Consider the following 25,654-nt stretch of genomic DNA (forward strand, 5'->3'; position numbering starts at 1 on the left):
GTCACCAGGCGCCCCGGCGGACCAGGTGCCGGCGGAGCTTTCCGGTCGTGGTGCGGGGCAGCGACCCGACGAAGCTGACGCTTCTGGGGACCTTGAACGCGGCGAGGTGCTCGCGGGCCAGGCCGACGAGGTCGTCCGCCAGCCGTGCCGAGGGCGGTGCGACGGGCACCACGAACGCGCGCAGCCGGCTGGCACCGTGCCCGTCGGTCACCGCGGCGACCGCGACCTCCCGCACCGCCGGATGGGCCCGCAGCACGGCCTCCACCTCCAGCGGGGAGACGGTGATGCCGCCGACCATCTCCATGTCGTCGGTCCGGCCCAGGTGGCGGTAGGCGCCGTCCGGCTCGCGGCGGGCCCGGTCCCGGGTGGCCAGCCAGCCCCCGGCCAGGGCGCGGTCCGTCTCCTCGGGCCGGTTCAGATAGCCGGGCGTCACCGTCGGCCCGCGCACCCACAGCTCACCCGTCGCGCCGTCCGGCACCGGCCGCCCGGCGCGGTCGCGGAGCTCCACCTCGAAGCCCGGGACGGGACGGCCGACGGTGCCCGGATGGTTGTGCCCGAAGCTGTTGGCGCAGAAGGCGTGCCCCGCCTCGGTGGAGCCGATCTGCTCCAGCACCGGCGCGCCCAGCAGGTCGGTGACCTGCCGGCCGAGCCCGTCCGGCATGCCCTCGCCGGCCGACACCGCGGCCCGTACGGAGGCGAAGCACGCCCCGTGTCCGCTGCCCCGGTCGGCCACCAGCGCGGCGTACGCGGACGGCACGGAGTAGAGCAGCGTCACCCGGTGCCGGGCCACGAGCTCGTCGACGGCGGCCGGGGCCGGGCGGCGGTCCACCAGTACGGCGGAGGAGCCGGAGAAGAGCGGGAAGACGAAGGCGTTGCCGAAGCCGTAGGCGAAGAACAGCTTCGACACCGACAGGGTGACGTCGTCCGGGATGATCCGCAGCAGCCGCCGGCCGATGAGGTCGTGGTAGGTCTTCGGGTCGCCGTGACAGTGCACGACCCCCTTGGGCCGGCCCGTCGTCCCGGACGTGTACTGGATGTACAGCGGGGTGTGCGCGTCGACCGGGTGGGCGGCGGCCGGTGCCGCGGCGGCGCCGAGCGCGACCAGCTGGTCGGCGCCGAGACGCGCCCGGTCGGAGAACCGTTCCTCCAGGCCGGGTCCGGTCACGCACAGCACGGCCTCGGTGTCCTCGGCCATGAACGCGTGCTCGGCCGCCGGCAGTTCCGGGTTGACCAGGACGGCCACGGCCCCGAGCCGGGCGACCCCCAGGAACGCCGTCACCCAGGCGATCCCGTCGGGCAGCGCGAGCAGCACCCGGTCGCCGGGACGCACACCCTGCCCGGCGAGGACGGTCGCCGCCCGGGCCCCGAGGTCGTGCACCTCCCCGTGGGTCCAGGTCCGGTGCCCCTGGTGGAAGGCGGGCCGGCCGGCCCAGCCGCGGCGCTCGGCGAGCGCGGTGAGGTGCGCCGCCAGGTTGCCGGGCGCCCCGGCGTCGGCCGGAGACGGCGCGGTCTGCGGAGTCGTCATCGCACGGGCTCCTCGGCGGCGGACCGGCCGACCCGGGCACCTGCTCGTGCCCCGGCCCCCGCACGCCGCTCCTCGGTCCGGGCGAGCGTGTGCTCCCGGAGCGCCCGCATCTGCGCGGCCGTCTTCAGCAGCATCTCGTCGTACTCGGCGACCGGGTCGGAGTCGAGGACGATCGCGCCCCCGGCGCCCAGCTGCATCTGACCGCCCGTCATCACGGCCGTACGGATCACGATGCTCAGGTCCGCGCCGCCGCTGCACCCGAGATAGCCGAGGGCTCCGGAGTAGACCCCGCGGGCCTCCGTCTCCAGCCCGTCGATGATCTCCATCGTGCGCAGCTTCGGCGCGCCGGTCATCGACCCGCCGGGAAAGCAGGCCCGTACGCAGTCCACCGCGTCCGTGCCCTCCCGCAGCCGCCCCTCGACGGTGGAGACGAGCTGGTGGACGGTCGCGTACGTCTCGGTGGCCATCAGCCGCGGCACGCGCACCGTCCCGGTCCGGCAGACCCGGCCCAGGTCGTTGCGGAGCAGGTCGACGATCATCAGGTTCTCGGCGCGCGTCTTGGGGTCCGCCGCGAGCGCGTCCCGGAGCCGGGCGTCCTCCCGCGACCCGGCGCCCCGCGGCGCGGTGCCCTTGATCGGCCTGGCCTCCGCCACCCCGTCCCGTGTGATCCGCAGGAACCGTTCGGGCGAGGAGCAGGCCACGTCGAGATCGCCGAACCTCAGGAAGGCCGCGTACGGCGCCGGGTTGACGCGGCGCAGCACCCGGTAGAACGCGTACGCGTCGGGCGGAGCGGGCAGGCGGGCCGCGTCGGTCAGGCAGATCTCGTAGCTGGTGCCGGCCCGCAGTTCCCGTCGGCAGGCGTCGATGTCCGCGAGGTAGGTGTCCCGGTCGCGCACCAGCCACGGTTCGGCGGCGGCGAGGTCCGGCTCGGCGGGCGGCACGGACGGCGGCGCTGTGGCGGTGTCCGCCGCGACGAAGGTGAGCTGCGCCAGCGCGCCCTCCAGCCAGTCGGCGGCCTCGCGGGCGGCCTGCGGGGTGTCCTCCGCCAGGCAGACGGCGTAGGTGAAGTTCCTGTGGTGGTCGACCGCGATCAGCCGGTCGGCGAACAGCCAGCAGGCGTCCGGTGTCCCGGCGCTGTGGCGGTTCGGCGAGCCGCAGTCGGCCTTCGTCTCGTAGCCGAAGTAGCCGACATAGCCGCCGGTGAAGTCGAAGGGCAGCCCGGTCGCGTCCACCCGGCGGTTCGTCAACTGCCGTTTGAGGTAGTCGAAGACGCTCGCCGCGACCTTGCGCGTGGGGCGTCCGGCCCGTTCGATCTCGCAGCGGCCCGCGTCGACGTCGTAGCGGACGAACTCGGCGAGCGGGCCGCTGTCGTCACCGAAGAACGAGAAGCGGGACTGTCCCCGCTCCACCCGGGAGCTGTCCAGCCAGAACGCCCGCGGCGAGGCGCCGTACATCCGTGTGAAGGCGGCCTCCGCGTCGACCGCGCCGGCGACACGGCGGGTGTGCAGCCGGAACGCGGGACGGCTGCCGTGCCGGGGGCGCGGGATGACGGCGGCCGGACGGCCCGTGACCGGGGAGCCGGCCCCGGCGGACGGTCCGGCGGCCGGTGACGGTGTGGCGGCCACGGCTCGCGACCTGCCCGCCGGACGGGGCACGGACGCCTCGGTCGGGGGCACCGCCGTGTTCTTCGTACGGGTCTTGCGGGCCGCCCCGGCCGTGAGGTTGCGGAAGTTCACGAGCATGCGGTGGCCGAACTCCGTGAGCACCGACTCCGGGTGGAACTGCACCCCCCACAGCGGCCGGCCGCGGTGCCGCAGACCCATCAGGACGCCGTCCTCCGCCCAGGCGGTGGCCTCCAGCGTGTCGGGCAGCGGCTCGCGCACGGAGAGCGAGTGGTAGCGGACCGCGGTGAAGTTCTGCGGCAGGCCCTCGAACAGGTCCCGTCCGTCGTGCCGGACCGTGGACAGATGCCCGTGCCGGGGCTCCGGGGCCGGACCCACCCGGCCGTGCTCCCCCAGGGCGATGCCCTGGTGGCCCAGGCAGACGCCGAGCATGGGGACCGGGGACTCGGCCAGCACGCGGGCGCTCAGGCCGAAATCACGCGCTCTCGCCGGATGCCCCGGTCCCGGCGACACCACCACATTGTCGAATTCCGCGAGGTTCTCCACGGCGCCGACCGGGGCGTCATTGAGGATCACCACCGGTTCCTGGCCGTTCACCTCGGCGATCAGCTGGAACAGGTTGTACGTGTACGAGTCGTAATTGTCGATGAGCAGGGTCTTCACCCGCCCACCTCCCTTGGGTCGTTCTCGGGCCTTATGCCGTCCGTCTCTTGTGCCGTCCGCGCAGCGCCTGGAGCGGGGGATAGAGCCATTTCCTGAAGAAACGCTGAAGGCGCGGCATAAGAATCCAGGTGACGAGGGCCGTCACACACAGGCACAGCAGCAGCGTGCGAACGAACGGATTGAGGCCGCCGAGATAGGGGAGCGCGATCACGTTGAACAGGAGAACCGGCGGGAACACCGCGCTCATGTTCACGAACCACAGTTTCCATTTCGAGGGCGGGGCGGGCGCCTTCGGCGGGGCGGTCTGGGAGTCGAACCACGCCTGGGAGCCCCGCACGCTCGTGCGGCCGGTCTGCCGGGCGAAGCCCACCACCCGGGCGTCCCACTGCACCCGGGTGGCCGAGTCCTCCCAGGCCCGGGCCGCGCTGTCACTGGCGAAGCGATAGACGACATGCCACTCCGCCTCTCGGTCGACAAGAACACCACCCCCCAGGAAGTCCGGCCGCTGCGCGCTCGCGCCCAGCATGGCCCACCCCCAGGAATGAAACTCGGCCTCGCGGCCCGGCACTACGTGATAGGCCACGGTGACGGTGACTGGATTACTGGTCACGCCGATGAGTACGCCATGAGGATCCTGTGCGTTCAAAGATTCAATGACTTTTTCCCGCTGTCCGGAACGTGACGTTTCAGCGGCTTTTCCAACCGCTTGCCATGTTCTGCCGAGCGCTACTCGGGGTAACTTCCGGCGAATTCCGGGAAGCGCTTGCCGGGCGACCGGAAAAGCTGCACGATCGCTTTCCGCTTTGAAAGGAGTTCCCCATGTCCAGGTACGACTGGAATCTGACAGACAAGGGAATCGACCGGGCGCGTTCCGTGCTCGAACCCGTCCGGAAAGAAGCCACCGCCCACCCGATCTACCACCGGACAACCACCCGGGAGAACCTCGCGACTTTCATGGCGCACCACGTCTTCGCGGTATGGGACTTCATGTCCCTGCTCACGTCGCTGCAACGCGAACTGACCTGTGTCGACGTGCCCTGGGTGCCGCGCGGCTCGGCGCTGAGCCGACGGCTCATCAACGACATCGTGCTGGTCGAGGAGAGCGACGAACTGAACGGCGGCTTCACGAGCCACTTCGAGCTGTACCGGGCCGCCATGGCCGAGGCGGATGCCGACACGACGCGGCTCGACACGTTCCTCGCACTGGTCGGGGAGGGGCACGACGTGTCGTCGGCGCTGCGCGTCGCCCAGGTGCCCGCCCCCGCCGCCGAGTTCGTGCGCACGACCTTCGCGATCATCGCCGACCGGCCGCTGCACTGCCGGGCCGCGGCCTTCGCCTTCTCCCGCGAGGACCTCATCCCGGACATGTTCGACCAGGTCGTCAGGGAGGAGGGCACCGGAGGGTTCCCGCTGTTCCGCGACTACCTGGCCCGCCACATCGAGGTCGACGGCGAGGAACACACCCCCATGGCCATGCAGATGGTCGCCGACCTCTGTGGCACGGACGCCACCCGCTGGCAGGAGGCCGTCGAGACGGCGACCCTCGCGCTGGAGGCGAGGATCCGCCTGTGGGACGGCATCACCGAGGCGATGCCCGACGGGGTCAGGCAGGCGACGGCCGACGGCGTCAGGCAGGCGATGCCCGACGGCGTCAGGCAGACGACGGCCGACGGCGTCACGCAGGCGACGGAGGCGACGGCCGACGGTGTCACGCAGGCGACGCCCGACGGCATCACGGAGGCGACGGCCTGACGAAGGACGGGTTCGCGGGCTCCTCGGCCGGCAACTCCCCGAACCGCGCCAGCGCGAGCGCCCCCAGCACGGCCACGGCGAAGCCCAGCACGGCCAGCCACGCCAGCCCTTCCCGGGTACGGTCGCCCAGCCACACCACGCCCACCAGCGCCGGCCCGATCGTCTCCCCGATCACCATCCCGGCCGTGGCCGTCGTCACCGAGCCGCGCTGGAGCGCCGAGGTGAGCAGCAGGAACGCCGCGCCCCCGCCCAGCAGCAGCGCGTACAGCGACGGATCGGTGAGCAGCGCGCCGGGCGACACGTCGTCGATGAGCCGGACCGACACCTCCACCACCCCGAACCCGCAGCCGGCGCCCAGCCCGAGTACGAGCGCCCGCCCCCGCTCCGGGAGCCGCCCCCCGACCGCGCCCAGGGCCAGCACGGCGCCCGCCATGGCGAGCATCGCGTACTCCAGGGCCTGCGGTCCGGTCCCGTGCCCCTCCGTCCCGGACGCCAGCCCCAGCATCGCGAGCCCCGCGCACACCACCGCCACCGCACCCCACTCGGACCGGCTCAGCCGGACCCCGAGCAGCCGCGCCGCGACCACCGCGGTCACCGCGAGGCTCGACGCCAGCGCCGCGCCCACGGCGTAGATCGGGAGCGACCGCAGCGCGGCGATCTGCAGCACGAAACCGGCGCCGTCCAGCGCGAGCCCGGCCAGATACCGCCACTGCCGCAGCGCGCGCAGCAGCAGCGCCGCGTCCCCGCCCTCCTCGCCCCGGCCGGCCGCGGCCCGGGTGGCGACCGCCTGCAACACCGTCGCCGTACCGAAACAGACCGCGGCACCGAGCGCGCACACCATTCCAAAGAGCACGAGGCGACTGTAGGGGAGGGACCAGGGGCGCGGCGCCGCCGCCGGACGCCGGGCGCGCCAGGCGGGCGGCGACAGCGCCGCGCCCGTTATCGCATGGTGGACGTCCACCTGCGGCGTACGGGCCACCCGGTAGGCTGGCCGGCGGGCCGTGACTGGCGCGCTGGGATGGGACGGACCATCGGGGAGCGGCCCGGGAGACAAGTGCCGTGCGCCTGGGCCGAACCGTGAACGCTTTACGCCACGCCGTCCGGAGGCCGACATGTCAGAGCAGCAGCCCCTCTCCCCCGAGTCCACCGCCTTCCGGGCCGCCCTCGACGTGATCCGCGCCGTCGAGCCGCGGGTCGCCGACGCCATCGGGCAGGAGGTCCACGACCAGCGGGAGATGCTCAAGCTGATCGCCTCCGAGAACTACGCCTCCCCCGCGACCCTCCTCGCCATGGGCAACTGGTTCAGCGACAAGTACGCCGAGGGCACCGTCGGCCGCCGCTTCTACGCCGGCTGCCGCAACGTCGACACCGTCGAGTCGCTCGCCGCCGAGCACGCCCGGGAACTCTTCGGCGCCCGCCACGCCTACGTCCAGCCGCACTCCGGCATCGACGCCAACCTCGTCGCGTTCTGGTCCGTGCTCGCCGACCGGGTGGAGGTGCCGGCCCTCGCGAAGGCGGGCGTGCGCCAGGTCAACGACCTCTCCGACGCCGACTGGGCCGAACTGCGCCGGGCGTTCGGCAACCAGCGCATGCTGGGCATGTCCCTGGACGCGGGCGGTCACCTCACCCACGGCTTCCGCCCGAACATCTCAGGAAAGATGTTCGACCAGCGCTCCTACGGCACGGACCCGGCCACCGGCCTGATCGACTACGACGCCCTGCGCGCCACCGCCCGCGACTTCGAGCCGCTCATCATCGTGGCCGGCTACTCCGCCTACCCCCGCCTGGTGAACTTCCGCGTCATGCGGGAGATCGCCGACGAGGTCGGCGCCACCCTCATGGTGGACATGGCGCACTTCGCGGGCCTGGTCGCGGGCAAGGTCCTCACCGGCGACTTCGACCCGGTGCCGCACGCGCAGATCGTCACCACGACCACCCACAAGTCGCTGCGCGGCCCGCGCGGCGGCATGGTGCTGTGCGACGACTCGCTCAAGGACCAGGTCGACCGCGGCTGCCCGATGGTCCTCGGCGGCCCGCTCCCGCACGTCATGGCCGCCAAGGCCGTCGCCCTCGCGGAGGCCCGGCAGCCCTCCTTCCAGGACTACGCCCAGCGCGTCGTCGACAACTCCCGTGCGCTCGCGGAGGGCCTGATGAAGCGCGGCGCGAGCCTGGTCACCGGCGGCACCGACAACCACCTGAACCTGATCGACGTCACCTCCTCCTACGGCCTCACCGGCCGCCAGGCCGAGGCCGCGCTGCTCGACTCCGGGATCGTCACCAACCGCAACGCCATCCCGGCCGACCCGAACGGCGCCTGGTACACCTCCGGCATCCGCATCGGCACGCCCGCGCTGACCACCCGCGGCCTGGGCACCGCCGAGATGGACGAGGTCGCGGGTCTCATCGACCGCGTCCTGACCACCACGGAGCCCGGCACGACGAGCAAGGGCGCCCCGTCCAAGGCCCAGCACGTCCTCGACCCGAAGACCGCGGACGAGATCTCCCGCCGCGCCACCGACCTCGTGGCCGGCTTCCCGCTCTACCCGGAGATCGACCTCGGCTGACCCCGCCGCCCGCCCGCGCACCGCCCGCCCGCGCACCTCGCCCCACCGGGGCCGCATCGACCTTCGATGCGGCCCCGTCCCGCGTCCGGGCACCCCGGGGACGCATAGGTTCCGGACCGCACCCCGCGACCTGAGAGAATGGTGAACATGGCCTCTGACCGCCCACCCGTCGCCCCCCAGCCCCCTCGTCCGAGGCGCTCCGCGCCGCTGGGTAGTTTGCGCGTGCTGTCCGGAATCCAGCCCACCGCGGGCTCGTTCCACCTCGGCAACTACCTCGGCGCCGTCCGCCAGTGGGTGGCCCTGCAGGAGTCCCACGACGCGTTCTACATGGTCGTCGACCTGCACGCGATCACGATTCCGCAGGACCCGGCGGAGCTGCGCGCGAACACGCGTCTGGCCGCCGCCCAGCTCCTCGCGGCGGGCCTCGACCCGGAGCGCTGCACGCTCTTCGTGCAGAGCCACGTCCCCGAGCACGCCCAGCTCGCCTGGGTGATGAACTGCCTCACCGGTTTCGGCGAGGCGTCCCGCATGACCCAGTTCAAGGACAAGTCCGCCCGGCAGGGCGCCGACCGCGCCTCGGTCGGCCTGTTCACCTACCCGGTCCTCCAGGTCGCCGACATCCTGCTGTACCAGGCCAACGAGGTCCCCGTCGGCGAGGACCAGCGCCAGCACATCGAGCTCACCCGCGACCTCGCCGAGCGCTTCAACGGCCGCTTCGGCGAGACGTTCACCGTCCCGGAGCCGTACATCCTGAAGGAGACGGCGAAGATCTACGACCTCCAGGACCCGTCGATCAAGATGAGCAAGTCGGCCTCCACGCCGAAGGGCCTCATCAACCTGCTCGACGACCCGAAGGCCACCGCCAAGAAGGTGAGGAGCGCGGTCACCGACACGGACACGGTGATCCGCTTCGACCGCGCGGCCAAGCCCGGCGTCAGCAATCTCCTCTCCGTCTATTCGACCCTCACCGGGGCGGGTATCACGGAACTGGAGGAGAAGTACGAGGGCAAGGGCTACGGTGCGCTCAAGACGGACCTCGCCGAGGTCATGGTCGAGTTCGTGACGCCGTTCCGGGAGCGCACCCAGCAGTATCTCGACGATCCCGAGACGCTGGACTCGATCCTGGCCAAGGGCGCGGAGAAGGCCCGCACCGTCGCCGCGGAGACCCTCTCCCAGGCGTACGACCGGGTGGGCTTCCTGCCCGCCAAGCACTGAGTACCACGGCGCATCCGCAGCACCGGGCAGAGCGCTGCACATCACTACGACTGCGCCTGCCCACAGCCCGGCCATGGCCGTACAGTCGATAGCCGGACGGCTGAGAACAAAACAGACACGACGACAGGAGACGAAGTGGGGACCGTAACGATCGGCGTGTCGATCGCGGTCCCGGAGCCTCACGGCAGCGTGATCCAGCAGCTGCGCGTGAGCTTCGGCGACCCCGCGGCTCACGGCATCCCCACGCACGTCACCCTGCTGCCGCCGACCGAGGTCGACGACAGCGAGCTGCCGGCCGTCGAGGCGCACCTCACCCAGGTCGCCGGGGCCGGCCGGCCGTTCCCCATGCGGCTGTCCGGCACGGACACCTTCCGGCCGCTGTCGCCGGTGGTCTACCTCCGGCTCGTCCTCGGCGCGGAGGCCTGCACCCGGCTGCAGCAGCAGGTCCGTGCCGCCTCGGGGCCGGTGGCACGCGAACTGCAGTTCCCGTACCACCCGCACGTCACCGTGGCGCACGGCATCGAGGAGGCGGCGATGGACCGCGCCTTCGCGGAACTCGCCGACTACGAGGCCCAGTGGCCCTGCACCGGCTTCGCCCTCTACGAGCAGGGCGCCGACGGCGTGTGGCGCCCGCTCCGGGAGTACCGCTTCGGAGGTCCGGTGGTGCCTCCGCAGGCGGGGCACGTCGAGCGCGGCTCGATCCCCACCCGCTGACCCGCCCGCCGCACCGGCGGTCAGACCGGCAGGCGCCGGAACACCGACCGCGGCAGGTGCCGTAGCGCCGACATCACCACGCGCAGCGCCCCCGGCACCCACACCGTCTCCGACCGCCGCCGCAGCCCCAGTTCCACCGCCGCGGCGACCGCTTCGGGCGTGGTCGCCAGCGGCGTCTCCTCCCGTCCCGCGGTCATCCTGGAGCGCACGAAGCCGGGCCGTACGACCATGACGTGCACGCCCGTGCCGTGCAGGGCGTCGCCCAGGCCCTGGGCGAAGGCGTCCAGGCCGGCCTTGCTGGAGCCGTAGATGAAGTTGGAGCGGCGGGCCCGCTCGCCGGCGACGGAGGACAGGATCACCAGCGACCCGTGGCCCTGGGCCTGGAGCGCGCAGGCGCTGACCAGGCCCGCCGACACCGCGCCCGTGTAGTTGGTCTGGGCGACGCGGACCGCCGCCACCGGCTCGCGCTCGTCGCGTGCCTGGTCGCCGAGGACGCCGAAGGCGAGCAGCACCATGTCGACGTCGCCGTCCGCGAAGACCTTGCCGAGCACCGGCTCGTGGGACGCGGGATCGAGCGCGTCGAAGGCGACGGTGTGCACGTCGGGTCCCAGCGCGCGCAGCTGCTCGGCGGCCGCCTCCAGGGCGGGGGACGGGCGTCCCGCCAGCCACACCGTGCGGGTGCGGCGGGCGATCAGCCGGCGGGCGGTGGCCAGCGCGATCTCCGACGTACCGCCGAGGACGAGCAGGGACTGGGGAATGCCGAAGGCGTCCTTCACGACAGCTCCTAAGGGGTGGGGTGCCTGGCGGTGGCCGCCGGCCCGGGCGGCACGCGGCCCGGTCCGGCGGTTCCCGCCGGGCGGGCGCCGGTTGTGGGACACGGCCTAGACCCCGAGGCGGCGGGACAGGTCGGAGGTGAACACCGCGTGCGGGTCCAGCTGCGCGCGCAGGGCGCGGAAGTCGGCCAGCCGGGGGTACATGCCGGCGAGCAGTTCGGGGCGCAGCCGGGAGTCCTTGGCGAGGTAGACGCGCCCGCCGGCGGCGGCCACCTCCTCGTCGAGTTCGTCGAGCAGGACGCCGAGCCCGGGCAGGCCGGCCGGGATGTCCAGGGCGAGCGTCCAGCCGGGCAGGGGGAAGGACAGCCAGCCCGGGTCGGCGTCACCGAAGCGTTTGAGGACGGCGAGGAAGGACGGGCACCGGCGCCGCGACAGGCGCCGTACGACTGCGCGCAGGGTCTCCTCGTGGCCGTGTCCGACGGCGAACTGGTACTGCACGAAGCCGCCGCGGCCGTAGATCCGGTTCCAGTGCGGCACCCCGTCCAGCGGGTGGAAGAACGTGGAGAGGCGCTGGAGTTCACCGCTGCGCGCGCGGGGCGCCCTGCGGTACCAGAACTCGTTGAAGCAGCCCACGGTGGCCCGGCCGAGCAGCCCCTCGGGCAGGAGGGCGGGCGGGGCCGGCAGCCGGCCGGGGCGGAAGGACAGCGGGTCCCTGCGCGCGCGGGCGGACAGCGCGTCCAGCGGCGCGTGTTCGCCACGGGTGAGGACCGCGCGGCCCGTCGCCGCGCCGCGTGCGAGCAGGTCGATCCACGCGACCGAGTAGCGGTAGCGGTGGTCGGTCGCCGTCAGACGCGCGAGCAGGTCGTCGAGGTCCCGCGCGCGTTCGGTGTCGACGGACATCAGTGAGGTCTGCACCGGCTGGAGTTGGACCGTCGCGGTGAGGATCACGCCGGTCAGGCCCATGCCGCCGGTGGTGGCGTCGAACAGGGGGGTGCCGCGGCTCACGGTGCGGATCGCGCCGTCGGCGGTGAGCAGTTCCAGGGACAGCACGTGCCGGCTGAAGGAGCCCGACACATGGTGGTTCTTGCCGTGGATGTCCGCGCCGATCGCGCCGCCGACCGTGACATAGCGGGTGCCGGGGGTCACCGGCACGAACCAGCCGAGCGGCAGCAGCACTTCCATGAGCCGGTGCAGGGACACCCCGGCGTCGCACAGCACGGTCCCGCCGTCGGCGTCGATCGCGTGGACGCGGTCCAGCCCCGTCATGTCGAACACCGCGCCGCCGGCGTTCTGCGCCGCGTCCCCGTACGCCCGTCCCAGTCCTCTGGGGATGCCTCCGCGGGCGCCGCAGTCCCGGACGGCGGCCACGGCCTCCTCGTAGGTCCGCGGGCGGATCAGACGGGCGGTGGTGGGGGCGGTGCGGCCCCATCCCGTGACGGAAACGGTGTCGGCAGACATGCTGGTGACCGTATCGCCCTTATGTGGACGATTAGTTCCTAAACATCAGTTACCTCCCCGAAATGGGTGATTAATGGGATGTCGCTCAATATTGCCGGAGTTCCGGCCGTGTCGGCGTGAACAGTGAGTCGACATGGACGACCTGGACGACCTCGACGCCACGGACCGACGCGGCCTCCGGGGTGTGGATCACCGCATCCTTTCCGCACTGCGCGCCCGCGCCGGCGACCCACGCGTCGCGGGCGCCGCGCGGGCCCTGTCCCGGGCCGGTGAACACGGCGCTCTCTGGCTGACGGCCGGCCTCGCGGGAGCCGCCGTGGACGGGCGGCGGCGGGGCGCGTGGCTGCGGGGCGCCGCACTCACCGCGGGCGCGCACGTCGTCAGCATGGGCGTGAAACGGGTGGTGCGCCGGCCACGTCCCACGCACGTCGAGCCCCTCGTGCGCACCGCCGGCCGGCACTCCTTCCCGAGTTCGCACGCGACCTCCGCCGTGGCGGCCGCCGTCGCCTTCGGGCCGCTGGGCGCGCGGGTCATCCCGCCACTCGCCGCCGCCATGTGCGTGTCCCGCCTGGTGGCCGGCGTCCACTACCCCTCCGACGTCGCCGCCGGCGCCGCTCTCGGGGCACTCGCGGCGCGCCTCGGCGCGCGCTGGGTGAACGGGGGCCCGCATGACTGAGACCGCGCCCCTGACCGACACCGCGCGCGCCGCCCTCCACGAGCAGCGCGGGGCCCGCAGGAACCCCCCGCCGCCCCGCGGGGGCTCCCTCCCGCGCGGTCTCCTGAGAACCGCGCGGCCCAAACAGTGGGTCAAGAACGTCCTGGTGGTCGCCGCCCCGGCCGCCGCCGGCCGGCTCTTCTCCCCCCAGGCCGGCACCCGGCTCCCCCTCGTGTTCGCCCTCTTCACCGCCTGCGCCGCCGCCGTCTACCTGGTCAACGACGCCCGTGACGCCGAGGCCGACCGCGCCCACCCCACCAAACGGCACCGCCCGGTCGCCGCCGGACAGGTCCCGGTGCCGGTCGCCTACGCCGTCGGGGGCACCCTCGCCGTCCTCGGGCCGGCCGCCGCGGCCTGGCTGGTCTCCCCGCCGGTCGCGGCGCTGCTGACGGCGTACCTGGGCATGCAACTGGCGTACTGCGTCAGCCTCAAGCACGTCCTGGTGGTCGATCTCGTGGTCGTCACCACCGGGTTCGTGATCCGGGCGGTCGTCGGCGGGATCGCCCTCGGCATCCCGCTCTCCCGCTGGTTCCTGATCACCACCGGCTTCGGCGCGCTGTTCATGGTGGCGGCCAAGCGCTACTCCGAAGCCGTTCAGATGGCCGGGACGGCGGGCGCCACCCGCGCGTTGCTCACCGAGTACACCACCGGCTACCTGCGCTTCGTGTGGCAGCTGGCGGCGGGCGTCGCCGTCCTCGGCTACTGCCTGTGGGCCCTGGAGGAGGGCGGGGTGCCGCACACCAGCGTGCTGCCCTGGCGCCAGCTGTCCGTGATCGCCTTCGTCCTCGCGATCCTCCGGTACGCCGTCTTCGCGGACCGCGGCACGGCCGGCGAACCCGAGGAGGTCGTCCTGGGCGACCGCGCGCTCGCCCTGATCGGCCTGGTCTGGCTCGCCATGTACGGCCTGGCCGTGGCGAACTGGTGACCCGGCGCGAGCTGCTCGGCTTCGCCGCCGCCGGCCTCCTCGCCTACGGCGCCGACCTGGCCCTGTTCACCTGCCTCCGCGGCCCCGCCGGTCTCGCCCCGCTGACCGCGAAGTCCCTCTCGTTCGTCGCCGGCTGCTCGGTGGCGTACGCCGGCAACGCGTTCGGCACCTACCGGCACCTGCGGCCCACCGGACCGCGCCGCTACGCCGTGTTCCTGGCGGTGAACGCCGCCGGCGCCCTCGTCCAGTTGCTCTGTCTCGCCGTCAGCCACTACGGCCTCGGCCTCACCTCCCAGCGCGCCGACACCGTCTCCGGCGCGGGAATCGGGATGGCGCTGGCCACGGTCCTGCGCTTCTGGGGCACCCGTACATGGGTCTTCCGCCGCGAGGGCAGAGTGGGATCACGGACTAGCGAGGGCAGGGTCGGAACATGGACTGGCTGAAGAAGCTCCCGGTCGTCGGGCCGCTGCTGACCCGTCTGACCCGCACACACGCGTGGCGCTCCTACGAGCGGCTGGACCGGGTGCACTGGACCCGGCTCGCCGCCGCGATGACCTTCACCAGCTTCGTCGCGCTGTTCCCGCTGCTCACCGTGGCCGCCGCGGTCGGGGCCGCCACCCTCAACACCGAGCAGCAGAACGACCTCCAGGACAAGATCACCGAGCAGGTGCCCGGGATCGCCGACCAGCTCGACATCGGGGGACTGGTCGCCAACGCCGGCGCGATCGGCCTCATCGCGGGCGCCGTCCTGCTGTTCACCGGCATCGGCTGGGCCGGCTCGACGCGCGAGTGCCTGCGGGCCGTGTGGGAGCTGCCCGACGAGGAGGAGAACCCGATCCTGCGCAAGGTCAAGGACCTGGGCATCCTCGTCGGCCTGGGCGGCGCCGTGCTGGTCACCCTCGCCACCTCCACCGTCGCCTCCGCGCTGGTCGGCTGGATCATCCGGCAGCTCGGCGTCGACGAGGGCGGCTGGGGCGGGGTCCTGCTGCGGACCGCCGCGTTCCTGGTCGCCGTGCTCGCCGACTTCCTGCTGCTCCTGTACGTCCTGACCCTGCTGCCCGGCGTCGAACCGCACCGGCGCCGCCTGATGGTGGCCGCGCTGATCGGCGCGGTCGGTTTCGAACTGCTGAAACTCCTGCTGAGCGGCTACATGCAGGGCGTGGCCGCGAAGAGCATGTACGGCGCGTTCGGCGTCCCCGTCGCCCTGCTGCTGTGGATCAACTTCACGTCGAAACTGGTGCTGTTCTGCGCCTCCTGGACGGCGACGCAGAGCAAGGAGGTCGAACTCGCCCCCGAGGTCAGCGGCGACGTCGTACCAGATCCGGCAGCGGCCAACGGCGGTTGACCAGGAACGCGCCCGCCGCGAGCAGCACCAGCAGCCCGCCGGTGATCGCGAGCGCGACCCCCGCGCCGCGGGAGCCGCCCGCCGAGGTGGCGCTCGCCACCGGCTTCGCCGAAGCCCCGGCCCCGGCCCCCGCCGCGCCCGGCGCCGAGGGCCCGCCGCTGTCCGCGCCCCCCGCCTGGCCGGAGGCGGTCGCACCCGGCCGGTCGCTCGTCTGCGCGGCGCCCTTCGGCGGCACCAGCTCACCCACCGGCTGGACCTTGCCGGCCGCCTTGAAGCCCCAGTCGAAGAGCTTGGCGGTCTCCTTGTAGACCTCGTTGTGCTCGTTCTTCTCCGGGTTCATCACCGTGACGAGCAGCACCTTGCCGGCGCGTTCGGCGACGCCCGTGAAGGTGGCGCCCGCGTTGGTGGTGTTGCCGTTCTTGACGCCCGCTATGCCCTGGTAGACGGAGATGTCGAAGTCGCCGCTGAGCAGCCGGTTGGTGTTCTGGATCTCGAAGGAGCCGCGGACCGACCTGCCCTTCTTCCTCGTCGTCTCGCCCGGGAACTTCGCGGTGACCGTGGAGCAGTACTCGCGGAAGTCCTTCTTCTGCAGGCCGGAGCGCGCGAACAGGGTCAGGTCGTACGCGGAGGAGACCTGGCCGGGAGCGTCGTAGCCGTCCGGGCTGACCACGTGCGTGTCGAGGGCCTGGAGCTGCTCGGCGTGCTCGTTCATGTCGCGGACGGTGGCGGCGACGCCGTCGTTCATCGCGGACAGGACGTGCACCGCGTCGTTGCCGGAGCGCAGGAAGACACCGAGCCACAGGTCGTGCACCGTGTAGGTCTCGCCCTCCTTTATCCCGACCAGGCTGGAGCCGGCCCCCATGCCCGCCAGGTCGGCGGTCCGGACCTTGTGCTTCTCGGTCCTCGGGAACTTCGGCAGCACGGTGTCCGCGAACAGCATCTTCAGGGTGCTCGCCGGCGGCAGCCGCCAGTGCGCGTTGTGCGCGGCGAGCACCTCGCCGGACTCCGCGTCGGACACGATCCACGAGCGCGCGGTCAGGCCCTTGGGCAGCACCGGGACACCCGGCGCGAGGTCGACCTGCGTGCCGGCCTGCCCGAGGCGGGTGCCGCCGACCGCCGACATGTGCGCGGGGGGAGCGACCGAGGGGCTCCCCGACGCACTCGGCGACCTGCCCGGCGACGCACTCGGCGACCTGCTCGGCTTCGGGCCGGGGGCCGCGAGGGAGGCGGGCGCGGTCAGCGCGAGGGACACGAGGGTCGCGGAAGCGACCAGCAGGGTTCGCCTGCCGGCGGTGTGGAGTGCGGGCACGACGGAGAACGTACCTGCCCCGCGCGGCGAAGTCCCACCGCCCTCCCCACCCCGGTCATGGAACCGGACACGGGACGGCGATACTGAGGTCATGAAGCTCAGCCGCCCCCTCTCCTGGTTCCTCATCGCCTTCGGGGTGTGGAGCTGGATCATCTGGGTCACTTTCGTCAAGAACCTGATCGCGGACGGCAGCGGGCTCGCCTTCGACGACGGCCGTCCGACGGCCTACTTCTGGGTGCATCTGGCGCTCGCGGTCGTCTCCTTCGTATGGGGGACGGTCATCGGGGGCATCGGGTTGCGCGGGCTGCGCGCACTGCGCCGCACGTCATAGCCGACCGCCCGGCGCCCCGCCGACCGCCGCCCAGCCCACGCCGAAGGACCCGAGACCGTGGCCGTAGTTTTCGTCCTGATCGCGCTGATCGCCCTGGCCGTCGTGGTGGCGGCCAACTGGTACCTGTGGCGCCGCCTGTTCCGCGACACGACCCGCGGCCCGGGGCCCGCCCGGCGCGCGGGGGCGGTTCTCGTCGCGGGCGGCTGGGTGCTGGCGGTCGGCGCGCTCGTCACCGAACGCACGGGCGCGCCGTTCTGGCTCCAGCGGGTGCTGGCCTGGCCCGGCTTCCTGTGGCTGGCGCTGTCGGTCTACCTGCTGCTGGCGGTCCTGGCGGGCGAACTCGTACGGCCGCTGCTGCGCCGCGTCCTCGAACGCCGGGCCGCCGGTGCCGCCGAGCTGCCCGCACCGCGCCCGGAACGGGTGTCGGCGGGCGGACCACGCGCGGAGGACGGCAGGGGCGCGGCCCGCGTACCCGACGGGACCGCCGCACCCACCGAGCCCGCCGACCCCACTGAGCCCCCCGCCTCCGCACAAGGAACAGGGCCCGCCGGGGATGTCGAGGGCGCCGAGGGTGCCGGACCCGCCGGCTCCCCCCGGCCGGTCACCGCCGCCCCCTCGCGCCGTCTGTTCGTCTCCCGGGTCGTCGGCGGTGCCGCCGCCGCGGCGGCCGTCGGGACGGTCGGTTACGGGACGTACGGCGTGCTGCGCGGGCCGCGCGTCAAACGGGTCACCGTCCCGCTGGCCAGGCTCCCGCGCGCGGCGCACGGCTACCGCATCGCGGTGGTCAGCGACATCCACCTGGGCCCGGTGCTGGGCCGCGGCTTCGCCCAGAAGGTCGTCGACACGATCAACGGGACGCAGCCCGACCTGATCGCGGTCGTCGGCGACCTGGTGGACGGCAGCGTGAAGGACCTGGGTCCGGCGGCGGCGCCGCTCGCCCAACTGCGGGCCCGGCACGGAAGTTTCTTCGTCACCGGCAACCACGAGTACTTCTCCGGCGCCGAGCAGTGGGTCGAGGAGGTCCGCCGGCTGGGCCTGCACCCCCTGGAGAACGCCCGCACCGAACTGGCCCACTTCGACCTCGCCGGCGTCAACGACGTGGCGGGCGAGAGCGAGGGCCACGGCCCCGACTTCAGCCGGGCCCTCGGCGGCCGGGACCGGGCACGCGCGTGCGTGCTGCTCGCCCACCAGCCGGTGCAGATCCACCAGGCCGTCGAGCACGGCGTCGACCTCCAGCTCTCCGGCCACACCCACGGCGGCCAGCTCTGGCCCGGCAACTTCGTCGCGGCGGCCGCGAATCCGACCGTCGCCGGCCTGGAACGCTACGGTGACACGCAGCTCTACGTCAGCCGGGGCGCGGGCGCGTGGGGGCCTCCCACGCGGGTGGGGGCACCGTCCGACATCACGGTGATCGAGCTGGCCTCGCAGCAGGCGTGAGGCGCCGTCCCGCCCGGGCGGGACGGTCGACGCGGATCCTGTGCGGAGGCTGTGAAACCGTCCGGAAACGTCCTGCGCCAAGTTCTCTCCGAACTCGCCGGATTGCCCTTCCGCCAGGTGAAACACCTGTGGTTAGGTGAGCCGCGCCACTAGGGGAGTGGCCTGTGTACTGGGGCCCCGAGGGGCCTGGGGAGGGCACACCGATGCGATCGGTTCGCATGCGGATTCTCGCGACGCTCGCCGTGCTGGCGGCCGTGGGGGTCGGCGGCTGGCAGCTGCTGCCGGCGCAGGACGACTCGGACAAGACCATCCAGGTCGGTACGACGGACGCCGTCACGTCACTGGACCCGGCCGCCGCCTACGACGCCGGGTCGTGGGCGCTGTTCAGCAACGTCTTCCAGTCCCTGCTGACCTACGAGCCGGGCGGCGCCTCACCGGTGCCGGACGCGGCCCGGTCCTGCGGCTTCGTGGGCCACGCCCTGCGCACCTACCGCTGCACCCTGCGCGGGGGGCTCACCTTCCCGAGCGGCCGCACGATGACCGCCGAGGACGTGAAGTACTCCTTCGACCGGGTCAAGAAGATCAAGTCCGACGTCGGCCCGTCCGCCCTGCTGGACACCCTCGCCTCGACGAGCGCGGACGGCCTGGACGTCACCTTCCATCTCTCCTCGCCGGACGCGACCTTCCCGTTCAAGGTGGCCACCGGCGCCGGTTCGATCGTCGACCGCACCAGGTACCCCGCGAACGGGCCGCGCACCGACAACGGCGTGGACGGCACCGGCCCGTACGAGCTGACGGCGTATACGAAGAACAAGAAGGCCGTCCTCAAGCCCAACGCGCACTACGCGGGCGCCGTCCACGCCACGGGACGGCCCGTCGACCTGCTCTACTACACCGACGCGAACAAGCTGAACAGCGCCTGGAAGGCGAAGCAGCTCGACGTCGCCACCCGTCAGCTGCCGCCGCAGGTCCTCGCCGCGCTGAACCCGAGCGACCCCGGCCGCCGCGTCTCGGAGTCCGACAGCGCCGAGACCCGCAACCTCTACCTGAACACCCGCGAGGGTTCGCCGCTGCACGAGACGAAGGTCCGCCAGGCGCTGGCCTGGCTCATCGACCGGGAACAGCTCGCCGCGAAGGTCTACGACGGGACCGTCGACCCGCTGTACTCACTGATCCCCACGGGTATCACCGGTCACACGACGTCGTTCTTCGACGCCTACCCGAAGGTGGACCCGGACAAGGCGAGACAACTGCTCACCGAGGCCGGGGTGACCCTGCCGGTCCGCTTCACCTACGGCTACGGCGCCGGCCGTGGCGCCGCCGCCGAGGAGGCCGCGGAGCTCAAGCGGCAGCTGGAGGCGGACGGCCTGTTCAAGGTGACGGTCAAGGGCTACGAGTGGTCCGACTTCCAGAAGCGGTGGGCGACCGGAAAGCTGGACGCGTACGGCGTCGGCTGGGTCGCCGACTATCCCGACCCCGACACCTTCGGCGCCCCGCTCATCGGCACCGACGGCACCATGAACACCGGCTACAGCAGCAGCCTCGTCGACCAGCTGATCCAGAGCGGCCGGCAGTACGCCGACCGCAGCGAGGCCACCGAGGACTTCCGCGAACTCCAGCAGGCCGTCGCCACGGACGCGCCGGTCATCCCGCTGTGGCAGGCCAAGGAGTACGTCGTGGGCAGCGAGGACGTCGGCGGGGGCCAGTACCTGTCGGACGGCACCGGGGTCTTCAGGCTCTGGCGCCTCACCTGGATCTGACGCGATCCCGGGGTGCTCGGACGCCACGCCTTCCGGCTGCCCCGGCATCCGGCGTCGGTCGGTCTCGCCCGTCGCCGGGTCCGGGACCAGCTCACCGACTGGGGGCACGGGCCCGACGACCCCGCGCTCCAGGACGCGGTCCTGCTCGTGTCCGAGCCGGCCACCGGCGCCGTACGGCGCGGTCCCGCCGCCCCGCGCCCCGGACTGGTCCTCGTGGACCGGGAGTTCGAGGTGGCGGTGACCGCTCTCGCCGACGGCACCTGTCTCGTCGAGGTGTCGGACCAGACCGGGCCGCCCCGCCTGCGGGTGGTCGGCGCGAACGAGGACACCGACCGCGGCCTGCGCCTGGTGGAGAACGTCGCCGCGGCCTGGGGCGTACGGGACGCCGGCCACCACGGAAGAACGGTCTGGGCCCTGACCCGCCCCACCCCCTGAGCCCCCCGTCCACCGAACTCACGCGGCGCCGCCACCAAAACCCCGGCCCACGGCGACCCGCCGGGCCTACGGCGACCGGTTGGGACCCGCCGGGCCTACGGCGACGTGTCGCGACCGCCCGGTCCACGGCGATGCGTTGTGACCCGCCGGGCTCACGGCGCCGCGCCGCACCCGCCCGGCCGAGGGCCACGCGCCGACCCGCCCGGTCCACGGCGATGTGTCGCCACCCGCCCGGTCCACGGCGACGTGTCGCCACCCGCCCGGTCTAGGACGGGATCGCGGCCGCCGGCAGGGTGACCGTGACCGCGAGGCCCTCGCCGGGGGCCGTGCGTACCGCCACCTCGCCGCCGTGTGCCTGCACGACCCCCTGCACGATCGCCAGGCCCAGCCCGCTGCCCGCGCCTCCGCCGGCCCGGAAGAACCGGTCGAAGACGCGCGCCGAGTCCTCCGGTCCGAGCCCCGGGCCCTGGTCCGAGACGCACAGCCGGACGACCCCGTCCACGCGCTCCACCGCCAGCCGTACCGGCACGTCGGCGGGCGTGTGCGTGCGCACGTTGCCCAGCAGGTTGCCGAGGACCTGCCGCAGCCCCGACTCGTCGGCCCGCACCAGCAGGGTGCCCTCGGCCCCGACGGTCACCGGCCGCTCGGGCTGCTGCACCCGGAGGTCCTCGGCGGCCTCCCGCACCAGACGGCTCACGTCGACGTTCCTGAACCGCAGTTCGGGCCGCTGGTCGAGCCGGGCGAGGGTGAGCAGTTCGTCGACCAGGCGCCCCATGCGGTCCGCCTCCGCCAGCACCCGCTCCCAGGCGCGCTTGCGGTCGGCGGGGTCGTTGAGCATCCCCTTGTCGTAGAGCTGGAGGTAGCCGCGTATCGCCGACAGCGGGGTGCGCAGCTCGTGCGAGGCGTCGGCGACGAAGCGGCGCAGCTGGGCCGCGCTGTGCTCGCGGGTGCGGTGCGCCGACTCCACCTGGTGCAGCATGGAGTTGAGGGCGAGCCGCAGCTGTTCGACCTCCAGGGTGGCCTCGCGGCTGGAGGGCACCCGCCGGGTCAGGTCGCCCTCGGCGATCGCCGACGAGGTCTCCACCATGTCCTCCAGCGGCCGCATCCGGCGCCGGACGCTGAACATCGTCAGACAGGCGAGGAGCGCCAGCAGCAGGGTGCCGATGGTGAGGTCCAGCTTGATCGCCTTGGCGACGCCCTTGTGGAGGGCGTCGGCCGAGGCGGCCATCAGGACGTACGTGCCGTCGGCGAGGCGGGTCGCGGTCGCCCGGTAGGAGGCGCCGTGCACGGTGAGGTCGTGCGGCTCGGTGTCCGCGGCCAGCGCGCGCGGGTCGTCGACCGCGTCCGCCAGGTCGCGCTGGGCGTCGGTCGGTTTGAAACCGAGGATGCCGACGGTCTCGCCCCGGCTGTCGACGGCGGCGAAGATCGAGTCCGGCCGGGAGTCCTCCGTGGGCTGCGCGGCGAGCCGGTCGTGGAGGAAGCCCAGCACGCTCAGCGAGTCGATCTGCCGCAGGGTGAGCTGGGAACTGCTCAGCGAACCGCGCGTCTTGACCAGTTCGGCGTCGATCTGGTCGAGCAGGTAGTACCGCATGCCCATGACGCTCACGGCGGTCGCGGCGACGATCCCGAGGGCCAGCAGCGCCACGTTCGCCAGGGTCAGCTGGGCGCGCAGGGAGCGGACGCCCCGGGTGCAGCGCGGCAGCCGGAGGGCCGGGACCCAGGGGCCCTTGGGGAACCTCACGCCAGTCCGTATCCGACGCCCCGCCGGGTGGTGATCACCGGCGCGCCCAGCGGGTCGAGCTTGCGCCGCAGATAGCTGATGTAGGTCTCCACGACGGTCGATTCGGGCGGGGTGTGCTCGTACTGCCAGACGTGGCGCAGGAGTTGCTCCTTGGGCACGATCCGGCCGCCGTTGCGGACGAGGAACCGCAGCAGGGCGTACTCGGTGGGGGTGAGCTCGACGGTGTGGCCCGCGCGGTGCACCGAGTACGTCGTCTCGTCCAGTTCCAGGTCGCCGTAGCGCAGGGGCGGGCGCTGCGGGAGGACGTCGGGCGCGCCCGGCCCGGTGTGGGGGAGGGTACGGCGCAGGACGGCCGAGATCCGGGCGATGACCTCGTCGATGTTGAACGGCTTGGTGATGTAGTCGTCGCCGAAGCCCAGCGCGCCGACGACCTCGGCGGGCGAGTCGCGGGCGGTCAGGAACACCAGCGCCAGACCGGGCTGTCCGGCGCGCAGCCGGCGGCCCAGGACCCGCCCGTCGCCGTCGGGCAGCATGACGTCGAGCAGCGCCACGTCGGGCCGGGTGCGCTCGGCGAGCGTGAGTGCCTCGCGGACGGTGCCCGCCGTCATGACCTCGAACCGGTGGTAGCGCAGGGCGATGGCCAGGACGTCCGCGATGCTCGGTTCGTCCTCCACGACCAGCACGGTGCCTGGAGCCGTCGACATGCCCCCAGTATCGGCGGAGCCACTGACAGCCGGACCGGTTCGCCGCTTTGGAGTTCCTTGAGAGTCCTGGCGAGCGGCCCCCACGCGCGCGGGGCGGGGCCGATCCTGTTGCCCAGGACCTGGGGGACCAACCGACGACTGAGGAGCTGTTGAGCGTGGCGGCATTGGCACGGTGGTGCTATCGGCACCGGCTGGTGGTCCTTGTGTTGTGGGTGGGGGCACTGTTCGGCCTGGGCGTCTCGGCCTCGGCGGCGGGCACGGACTACGCGAACGTCTTCTCCCTCCCCAACACGGACTCCAAGCGCGCGTACGACCTGATGGAGAAGGCGTTCCCGGGCAGCGCGGGCGACACCGACACGGTGGTGTGGAAGGCCGGCTCCGGGACGGTACGGGACCAGGCGGTACGGTCCCGGATCCAGCCCGCGCTCGACAGGATCGCCGGCATGAAGGGCGTCGGCGCGGTCACCAGCCCCTACGCGGGCGCGCGGGGCGCGGCCCAGATCAGCGGCGACGGGCACATCGCCTACGCCCAGATCACCTTCACCGACCAGGCGAACGCGGTGCCCAAGGAACTCGTCCAGGACGTGATGGACACCGCGCGGGGCGCCGAACGCGCCGGCCTGGAGGTCGAACTCGGCGGCCAGGCGATCCAGCGGGTGCAGGAACCGCCCACCGGCCTCGCGGAGATGATCGGCATCCTCGCGGCCGCCGTCGTCCTGTTCCTGGCCTTCGGTTCGCTGTTCGCGATGCTGCTCCCGCTCGCCATCGCCATCTTCGGCGTCGGCACGGGCATGTTCTCCACCCAGCTGCTCAGCCACACCACGAGCATCCCGGACCTGGCCCCGCTGCTGGCCACCCTGATCGGTCTCGGCGTCGGCATCGACTACGCGCTGTTCATCGTCACCCGGCACCGGCGCGGCATCCTCAAGGGCATGGCCCCGGAGGAGTCGGCGGTCGTCGCCCTCAACACCTCGGGCCGTGCCGTGCTGTTCGCGGGCGGCACGGTGTGCATCGCGCTCGCCGGGATGCTGGTGACGAACCTGCGCTTCCTTGACGGTGTCGTCATCGGCACCTCCCTGACCGTGGTGCTGAGCGTCCTCGCCGCCACGACACTGCTGCCGGCGATGCTCGGCTTCCTCGGCCCGCGGGTGCTCAGCCGCCGCCAGCGGCGCGCGCTCGCCGCGACCGGCCCGGAGCCGGAGAAGACGAGCGGTCTCGCCGCCCGCTGGTCGGCGGGCGTGCAGCAGCGCCCGCGCCGGATCGCCGCACTCGCGCTCGTCGTCATGGCCGTCCTCGCGCTGCCGGTGCTGTCGCTGCGGCTGGGCGCCACCGACCAGGGCAACGACGACGCGACGACGACCACCAGGAAGGCGTACGACCTGCTCGCCGAGGGCTTCGGGCCCGGCTTCAACGGCCCGCTCCAGGTGGTCACGGACGGCGGGGACACCACCGCGCTGGTCCAGGGCATCAAGGACACGGACGGGGTCGCCCGGGTCGCCGCGCTGCCGCCCGCCGGGGGCGTGACGGTGATCCAGGTCGTCCCGGCCACGTCACCGCAGTCGAAGGAGACGGACGACCTCATCGACACCCTGCGGGACGAGGTGATCCCGCGCGCGGGGGTCGAGGCGCACGTCGGCGGTGTCACGGCCGTCTCGAAGGACTTCGCGACGGTGACGGGCGACCGGCTGCCCCTGTTCATCGCGACGATCATCGGCCTGGGCTTCCTGCTCCTGCTGGTCGCCTTCCGCTCCCTGGTGGTGCCGCTGACGGCCGCCCTGATGAACCTGATCGCTGCGGCGGCCTCCTTCGGCGTCCTGGTCGCGGTCTTCCAGTGGGGCTGGGGACTCGACCTCCTCGGCCTCGGCAAGGAGGGCCCGATCAACGCCTTCCTGCCCGTCATCATGCTGTCCCTGCTCTTCGGCCTCTCGATGGACTACCAGGTCTTCCTGGTCAGCCGCATGCACGAGGAGTGGGTCCACACCAGGGACAACGCGCGCGCGGTACGGGTCGGCCTGGCCGAGACCAGCCGCGTGATCAACTCGGCGGCCCTGATCATGGTGTGCGTCTTCCTGGCCTTCGTCCTGAGCGGCGACTCCGGGGCGGCGATGGCGGGCGTCGGCCTGGCCGCCGCGGTGGCACTCGACGCCTTCATCCTGCGTACGGCGCTGGTGCCGGCCATGATGCACCTGCTCGGCTCGTCCAACTGGTGGCTGCCGGCCTGGCTGGACAAGCGGCTGCCGCATCTCGCGGTGGAGCCGAAGGAGGAGCGGGAGCTGCCCGAGCGGCTCCCGGCCGAGGGCGGTGCCTCGGTGATCCACGGCTACGTCCGCACCACGGAGGGCGAACCGGTGGACGGCGCGGCCGTGACCCTGCTATCGCCGGGCGGCCGCCAGCTGGACCGGGTCACGTCGCTCGCGGACGGCTCGTACATCCTCTCGGTGCCGGAACCGGGCACGTACCTGCTGGCGACCACGGCGCCGCCGTACGGCTCACGGGCCCGGCACGTGGTCGTCGAGGACAGCCCGCTGGTGCACGACGTGGAACTGGCGGAGGGCGAGGTGGACGCGGTCAACTAGTGCCGCATCAGGCAACGTTCGCCCTGTTCACGACCTTGCGGAGGCGTTCGTCGGCGGCGTGCTTGTTCCGCCAGATGATGTAGCGGCGGA

General features: G+C 72.9%; 22 protein-coding genes, 1 pseudogene and 1 riboswitch. Of the genes and pseudogenes, 13 read left to right on the forward strand and 10 right to left on the reverse strand.

Annotated elements, in window-relative coordinates; genetic code table 11:
- Position 1: 1 nt before the first annotated feature.
- The 3 genes from AC07AZ_RS07600 to AC07AZ_RS07610 are packed head-to-tail and all read right to left on the reverse strand — an operon-like array spanning position 2 to position 4,456.
- Complete coding sequence (locus AC07AZ_RS07600) at positions 2 to 1,525, reverse strand: AMP-binding protein (RefSeq protein ID WP_478844790.1); 1,524 nt, start codon at positions 1,523 to 1,525, stop codon at positions 2 to 4.
- On the reverse strand, positions 1,522 to 3,810 hold the full coding sequence (gene pabB, locus AC07AZ_RS07605) for an aminodeoxychorismate synthase component I (RefSeq protein WP_478844792.1): 2,289 nt from the start codon (positions 3,808 to 3,810) through the stop codon (positions 1,522 to 1,524). Before pabB ends, AC07AZ_RS07600 begins: the two co-directional genes overlap by 4 nt.
- Before the next feature lie 31 nt (positions 3,811 to 3,841).
- Complete coding sequence (locus tag AC07AZ_RS07610) at positions 3,842 to 4,456, reverse strand: hypothetical protein (RefSeq protein ID WP_478844794.1); 615 nt, start codon at positions 4,454 to 4,456, stop codon at positions 3,842 to 3,844.
- Positions 4,457 to 4,629: 173 nt separating this feature from the next.
- Here AC07AZ_RS07610 and AC07AZ_RS07615 point away from each other — a divergent pair, with 173 nt between their 5' ends.
- Positions 4,630 to 5,562, forward strand: a complete 933-nt coding sequence (locus tag AC07AZ_RS07615) for a DUF3050 domain-containing protein (RefSeq protein ID WP_478844796.1) — start codon at positions 4,630 to 4,632, stop codon at positions 5,560 to 5,562.
- Here AC07AZ_RS07615 and AC07AZ_RS07620 read toward each other — a convergent pair.
- Positions 5,543 to 6,403 carry a DMT family transporter gene (locus AC07AZ_RS07620; RefSeq protein ID WP_478844860.1) on the reverse strand — a complete coding sequence of 287 codons (861 nt, stop codon included), beginning with the start codon at positions 6,401 to 6,403 and terminating at the stop codon, positions 5,543 to 5,545. The genes AC07AZ_RS07615 and AC07AZ_RS07620 overlap by 20 nt on opposite strands.
- 150 nt (positions 6,404 to 6,553) lie before the next feature.
- Positions 6,554 to 6,640, forward strand: a riboswitch (ZMP/ZTP riboswitch).
- Between the two features lie 34 nt (positions 6,641 to 6,674).
- On the opposite strand from AC07AZ_RS07620, the gene AC07AZ_RS07625 reads away from it, so the two are divergent.
- The 3 genes from AC07AZ_RS07625 to AC07AZ_RS07635 all read left to right on the forward strand — a co-directional run bounded on the left by AC07AZ_RS07625 (position 6,675) and on the right by AC07AZ_RS07635 (position 10,055).
- A complete protein-coding gene (locus AC07AZ_RS07625) occupies positions 6,675 to 8,126 on the forward strand; it encodes a glycine hydroxymethyltransferase (RefSeq protein ID WP_478844798.1) in 1,452 nt (483 codons plus the stop codon).
- A gap of 222 nt (positions 8,127 to 8,348) precedes the next feature.
- Entirely contained in the window at positions 8,349 to 9,341 is a 993-nt protein-coding gene (gene trpS / locus AC07AZ_RS07630) for a tryptophan--tRNA ligase (protein ID WP_478844800.1), read from the forward strand.
- Positions 9,342 to 9,476: 135 nt separating this feature from the next.
- Positions 9,477 to 10,055, forward strand: coding sequence for a 2'-5' RNA ligase family protein (locus AC07AZ_RS07635; RefSeq protein WP_478844802.1), 579 nt, complete (start codon positions 9,477 to 9,479; stop codon positions 10,053 to 10,055).
- A 20-nt stretch (positions 10,056 to 10,075) separates the two neighbouring features.
- On the opposite strand, the gene AC07AZ_RS07640 is transcribed toward AC07AZ_RS07635, so the two are convergent.
- Both AC07AZ_RS07640 and AC07AZ_RS07645 read right to left on the reverse strand, forming a co-directional pair.
- Positions 10,076 to 10,831, reverse strand: a complete 756-nt coding sequence (locus AC07AZ_RS07640) for a decaprenylphospho-beta-D-erythro-pentofuranosid-2-ulose 2-reductase (RefSeq protein ID WP_478844804.1) — start codon at positions 10,829 to 10,831, stop codon at positions 10,076 to 10,078.
- A gap of 105 nt (positions 10,832 to 10,936) precedes the next feature.
- Positions 10,937 to 12,286, reverse strand: a complete 1,350-nt coding sequence (locus AC07AZ_RS07645) for an FAD-binding oxidoreductase (protein ID WP_478844806.1) — start codon at positions 12,284 to 12,286, stop codon at positions 10,937 to 10,939.
- Positions 12,287 to 12,419: 133 nt separating this feature from the next.
- Between AC07AZ_RS07645 and AC07AZ_RS07650 the strand changes: the two genes are divergently transcribed.
- From AC07AZ_RS07650 to AC07AZ_RS07665, 4 genes are read left to right on the forward strand one after another with little or no spacing between them, the layout of a single operon-like run.
- On the forward strand, positions 12,420 to 12,962 hold the full coding sequence (locus AC07AZ_RS07650) for a phosphatase PAP2 family protein (RefSeq protein ID WP_478844808.1): 543 nt from the start codon (positions 12,420 to 12,422) through the stop codon (positions 12,960 to 12,962).
- Positions 12,955 to 13,926, forward strand: a complete 972-nt coding sequence (locus AC07AZ_RS07655; protein WP_478844810.1) for a decaprenyl-phosphate phosphoribosyltransferase — start codon at positions 12,955 to 12,957, stop codon at positions 13,924 to 13,926. The genes AC07AZ_RS07650 and AC07AZ_RS07655 overlap by 8 nt, the downstream gene beginning before the upstream one ends.
- Positions 13,920 to 14,369 carry a GtrA family protein gene (locus AC07AZ_RS07660; protein WP_478844862.1) on the forward strand — a complete coding sequence of 150 codons (450 nt, stop codon included), beginning with the start codon at positions 13,920 to 13,922 and terminating at the stop codon, positions 14,367 to 14,369. Before AC07AZ_RS07655 ends, AC07AZ_RS07660 begins: the two co-directional genes overlap by 7 nt.
- On the forward strand, positions 14,357 to 15,271 hold the full coding sequence (locus AC07AZ_RS07665) for a YihY/virulence factor BrkB family protein (RefSeq protein WP_478844812.1): 915 nt from the start codon (positions 14,357 to 14,359) through the stop codon (positions 15,269 to 15,271). Before AC07AZ_RS07660 ends, AC07AZ_RS07665 begins: the two co-directional genes overlap by 13 nt.
- Here the strand turns inward: AC07AZ_RS07665 and AC07AZ_RS07670 are convergent.
- A complete protein-coding gene (locus tag AC07AZ_RS07670) occupies positions 15,225 to 16,580 on the reverse strand; it encodes a D-alanyl-D-alanine carboxypeptidase family protein (RefSeq protein WP_478844814.1) in 1,356 nt (451 codons plus the stop codon). The two genes, AC07AZ_RS07665 and AC07AZ_RS07670, sit on opposite strands and share 47 nt — an antisense overlap.
- A gap of 91 nt (positions 16,581 to 16,671) precedes the next feature.
- On the opposite strand from AC07AZ_RS07670, the gene AC07AZ_RS07675 reads away from it, so the two are divergent.
- The 4 genes from AC07AZ_RS07675 (at position 16,672) to AC07AZ_RS07690 (ending at position 20,543) form a co-directional block, all read left to right on the forward strand.
- Positions 16,672 to 16,911, forward strand: a complete 240-nt coding sequence (locus AC07AZ_RS07675) for an SCO4848 family membrane protein (RefSeq protein WP_478844816.1) — start codon at positions 16,672 to 16,674, stop codon at positions 16,909 to 16,911.
- Between the two features lie 57 nt (positions 16,912 to 16,968).
- Entirely contained in the window at positions 16,969 to 18,348 is a 1,380-nt protein-coding gene (locus AC07AZ_RS07680; RefSeq protein WP_478844818.1) for a metallophosphoesterase, read from the forward strand.
- A 203-nt stretch (positions 18,349 to 18,551) separates the two neighbouring features.
- Positions 18,552 to 20,108: an ABC transporter substrate-binding protein gene (locus tag AC07AZ_RS07685; protein WP_478844820.1), complete on the forward strand. Its 1,557-nt coding sequence runs from the start codon at positions 18,552 to 18,554 to the stop codon at positions 20,106 to 20,108.
- 12 nt (positions 20,109 to 20,120) lie between these two features.
- Complete coding sequence (locus AC07AZ_RS07690; RefSeq protein ID WP_478844822.1) at positions 20,121 to 20,543, forward strand: ATP-binding protein; 423 nt, start codon at positions 20,121 to 20,123, stop codon at positions 20,541 to 20,543.
- 265 nt (positions 20,544 to 20,808) lie between these two features.
- Here AC07AZ_RS07690 and AC07AZ_RS07695 read toward each other — a convergent pair whose 3' ends face one another.
- Positions 20,809 to 22,284, reverse strand: a complete 1,476-nt coding sequence (locus tag AC07AZ_RS07695; RefSeq protein ID WP_478844824.1) for a sensor histidine kinase — start codon at positions 22,282 to 22,284, stop codon at positions 20,809 to 20,811.
- Positions 22,281 to 22,988 carry a response regulator transcription factor gene (locus AC07AZ_RS07700; RefSeq protein ID WP_478844826.1) on the reverse strand — a complete coding sequence of 236 codons (708 nt, stop codon included), beginning with the start codon at positions 22,986 to 22,988 and terminating at the stop codon, positions 22,281 to 22,283. Before AC07AZ_RS07700 ends, AC07AZ_RS07695 begins: the two co-directional genes overlap by 4 nt.
- Positions 22,989 to 23,152: 164 nt before the next feature.
- Here AC07AZ_RS07700 and AC07AZ_RS07705 point away from each other — a divergent pair, with 164 nt between their 5' ends.
- Positions 23,153 to 25,564 carry an MMPL family transporter gene (locus AC07AZ_RS07705; protein WP_478844863.1) on the forward strand — a complete coding sequence of 804 codons (2,412 nt, stop codon included), beginning with the start codon at positions 23,153 to 23,155 and terminating at the stop codon, positions 25,562 to 25,564.
- 7 nt (positions 25,565 to 25,571) lie between these two features.
- On the opposite strand, the pseudogene AC07AZ_RS07710 reads toward AC07AZ_RS07705, so the two are convergent.
- Positions 25,572 to 25,654 (reverse strand): annotated as a pseudogene (locus AC07AZ_RS07710) (transposase); the annotation flags it as partial.

This window comes from Streptomyces sp. NPDC043878 (assembly GCF_056435735.1).

Coding starts and splice junctions, on each gene's coding strand:
- AC07AZ_RS07615 (WP_478844796.1), top strand. CDS start 4,630: ATGTCCAGGTACGACTGGAATCTGACAGACAAGGGAATCGACCGGGCG.
- AC07AZ_RS07700 (WP_478844826.1), bottom strand. CDS start 22,988: ATGTCGACGGCTCCAGGCACCGTGCTGGTCGTGGAGGACGAACCGAGC.
- AC07AZ_RS07650 (WP_478844808.1), top strand. CDS start 12,420: ATGGACGACCTGGACGACCTCGACGCCACGGACCGACGCGGCCTCCGG.
- AC07AZ_RS07645 (WP_478844806.1), bottom strand. CDS start 12,286: ATGTCTGCCGACACCGTTTCCGTCACGGGATGGGGCCGCACCGCCCCC.
- AC07AZ_RS07675 (WP_478844816.1), top strand. CDS start 16,672: ATGAAGCTCAGCCGCCCCCTCTCCTGGTTCCTCATCGCCTTCGGGGTG.
- AC07AZ_RS07655 (WP_478844810.1), top strand. CDS start 12,955: ATGACTGAGACCGCGCCCCTGACCGACACCGCGCGCGCCGCCCTCCAC.
- AC07AZ_RS07620 (WP_478844860.1), bottom strand. CDS start 6,403: ATGGTGTGCGCGCTCGGTGCCGCGGTCTGTTTCGGTACGGCGACGGTG.
- AC07AZ_RS07665 (WP_478844812.1), top strand. CDS start 14,357: ATGGACTGGCTGAAGAAGCTCCCGGTCGTCGGGCCGCTGCTGACCCGT.
- AC07AZ_RS07685 (WP_478844820.1), top strand. CDS start 18,552: ATGCGATCGGTTCGCATGCGGATTCTCGCGACGCTCGCCGTGCTGGCG.
- AC07AZ_RS07625 (WP_478844798.1), top strand. CDS start 6,675: ATGTCAGAGCAGCAGCCCCTCTCCCCCGAGTCCACCGCCTTCCGGGCC.
- AC07AZ_RS07600 (WP_478844790.1), bottom strand. CDS start 1,525: ATGACGACTCCGCAGACCGCGCCGTCTCCGGCCGACGCCGGGGCGCCC.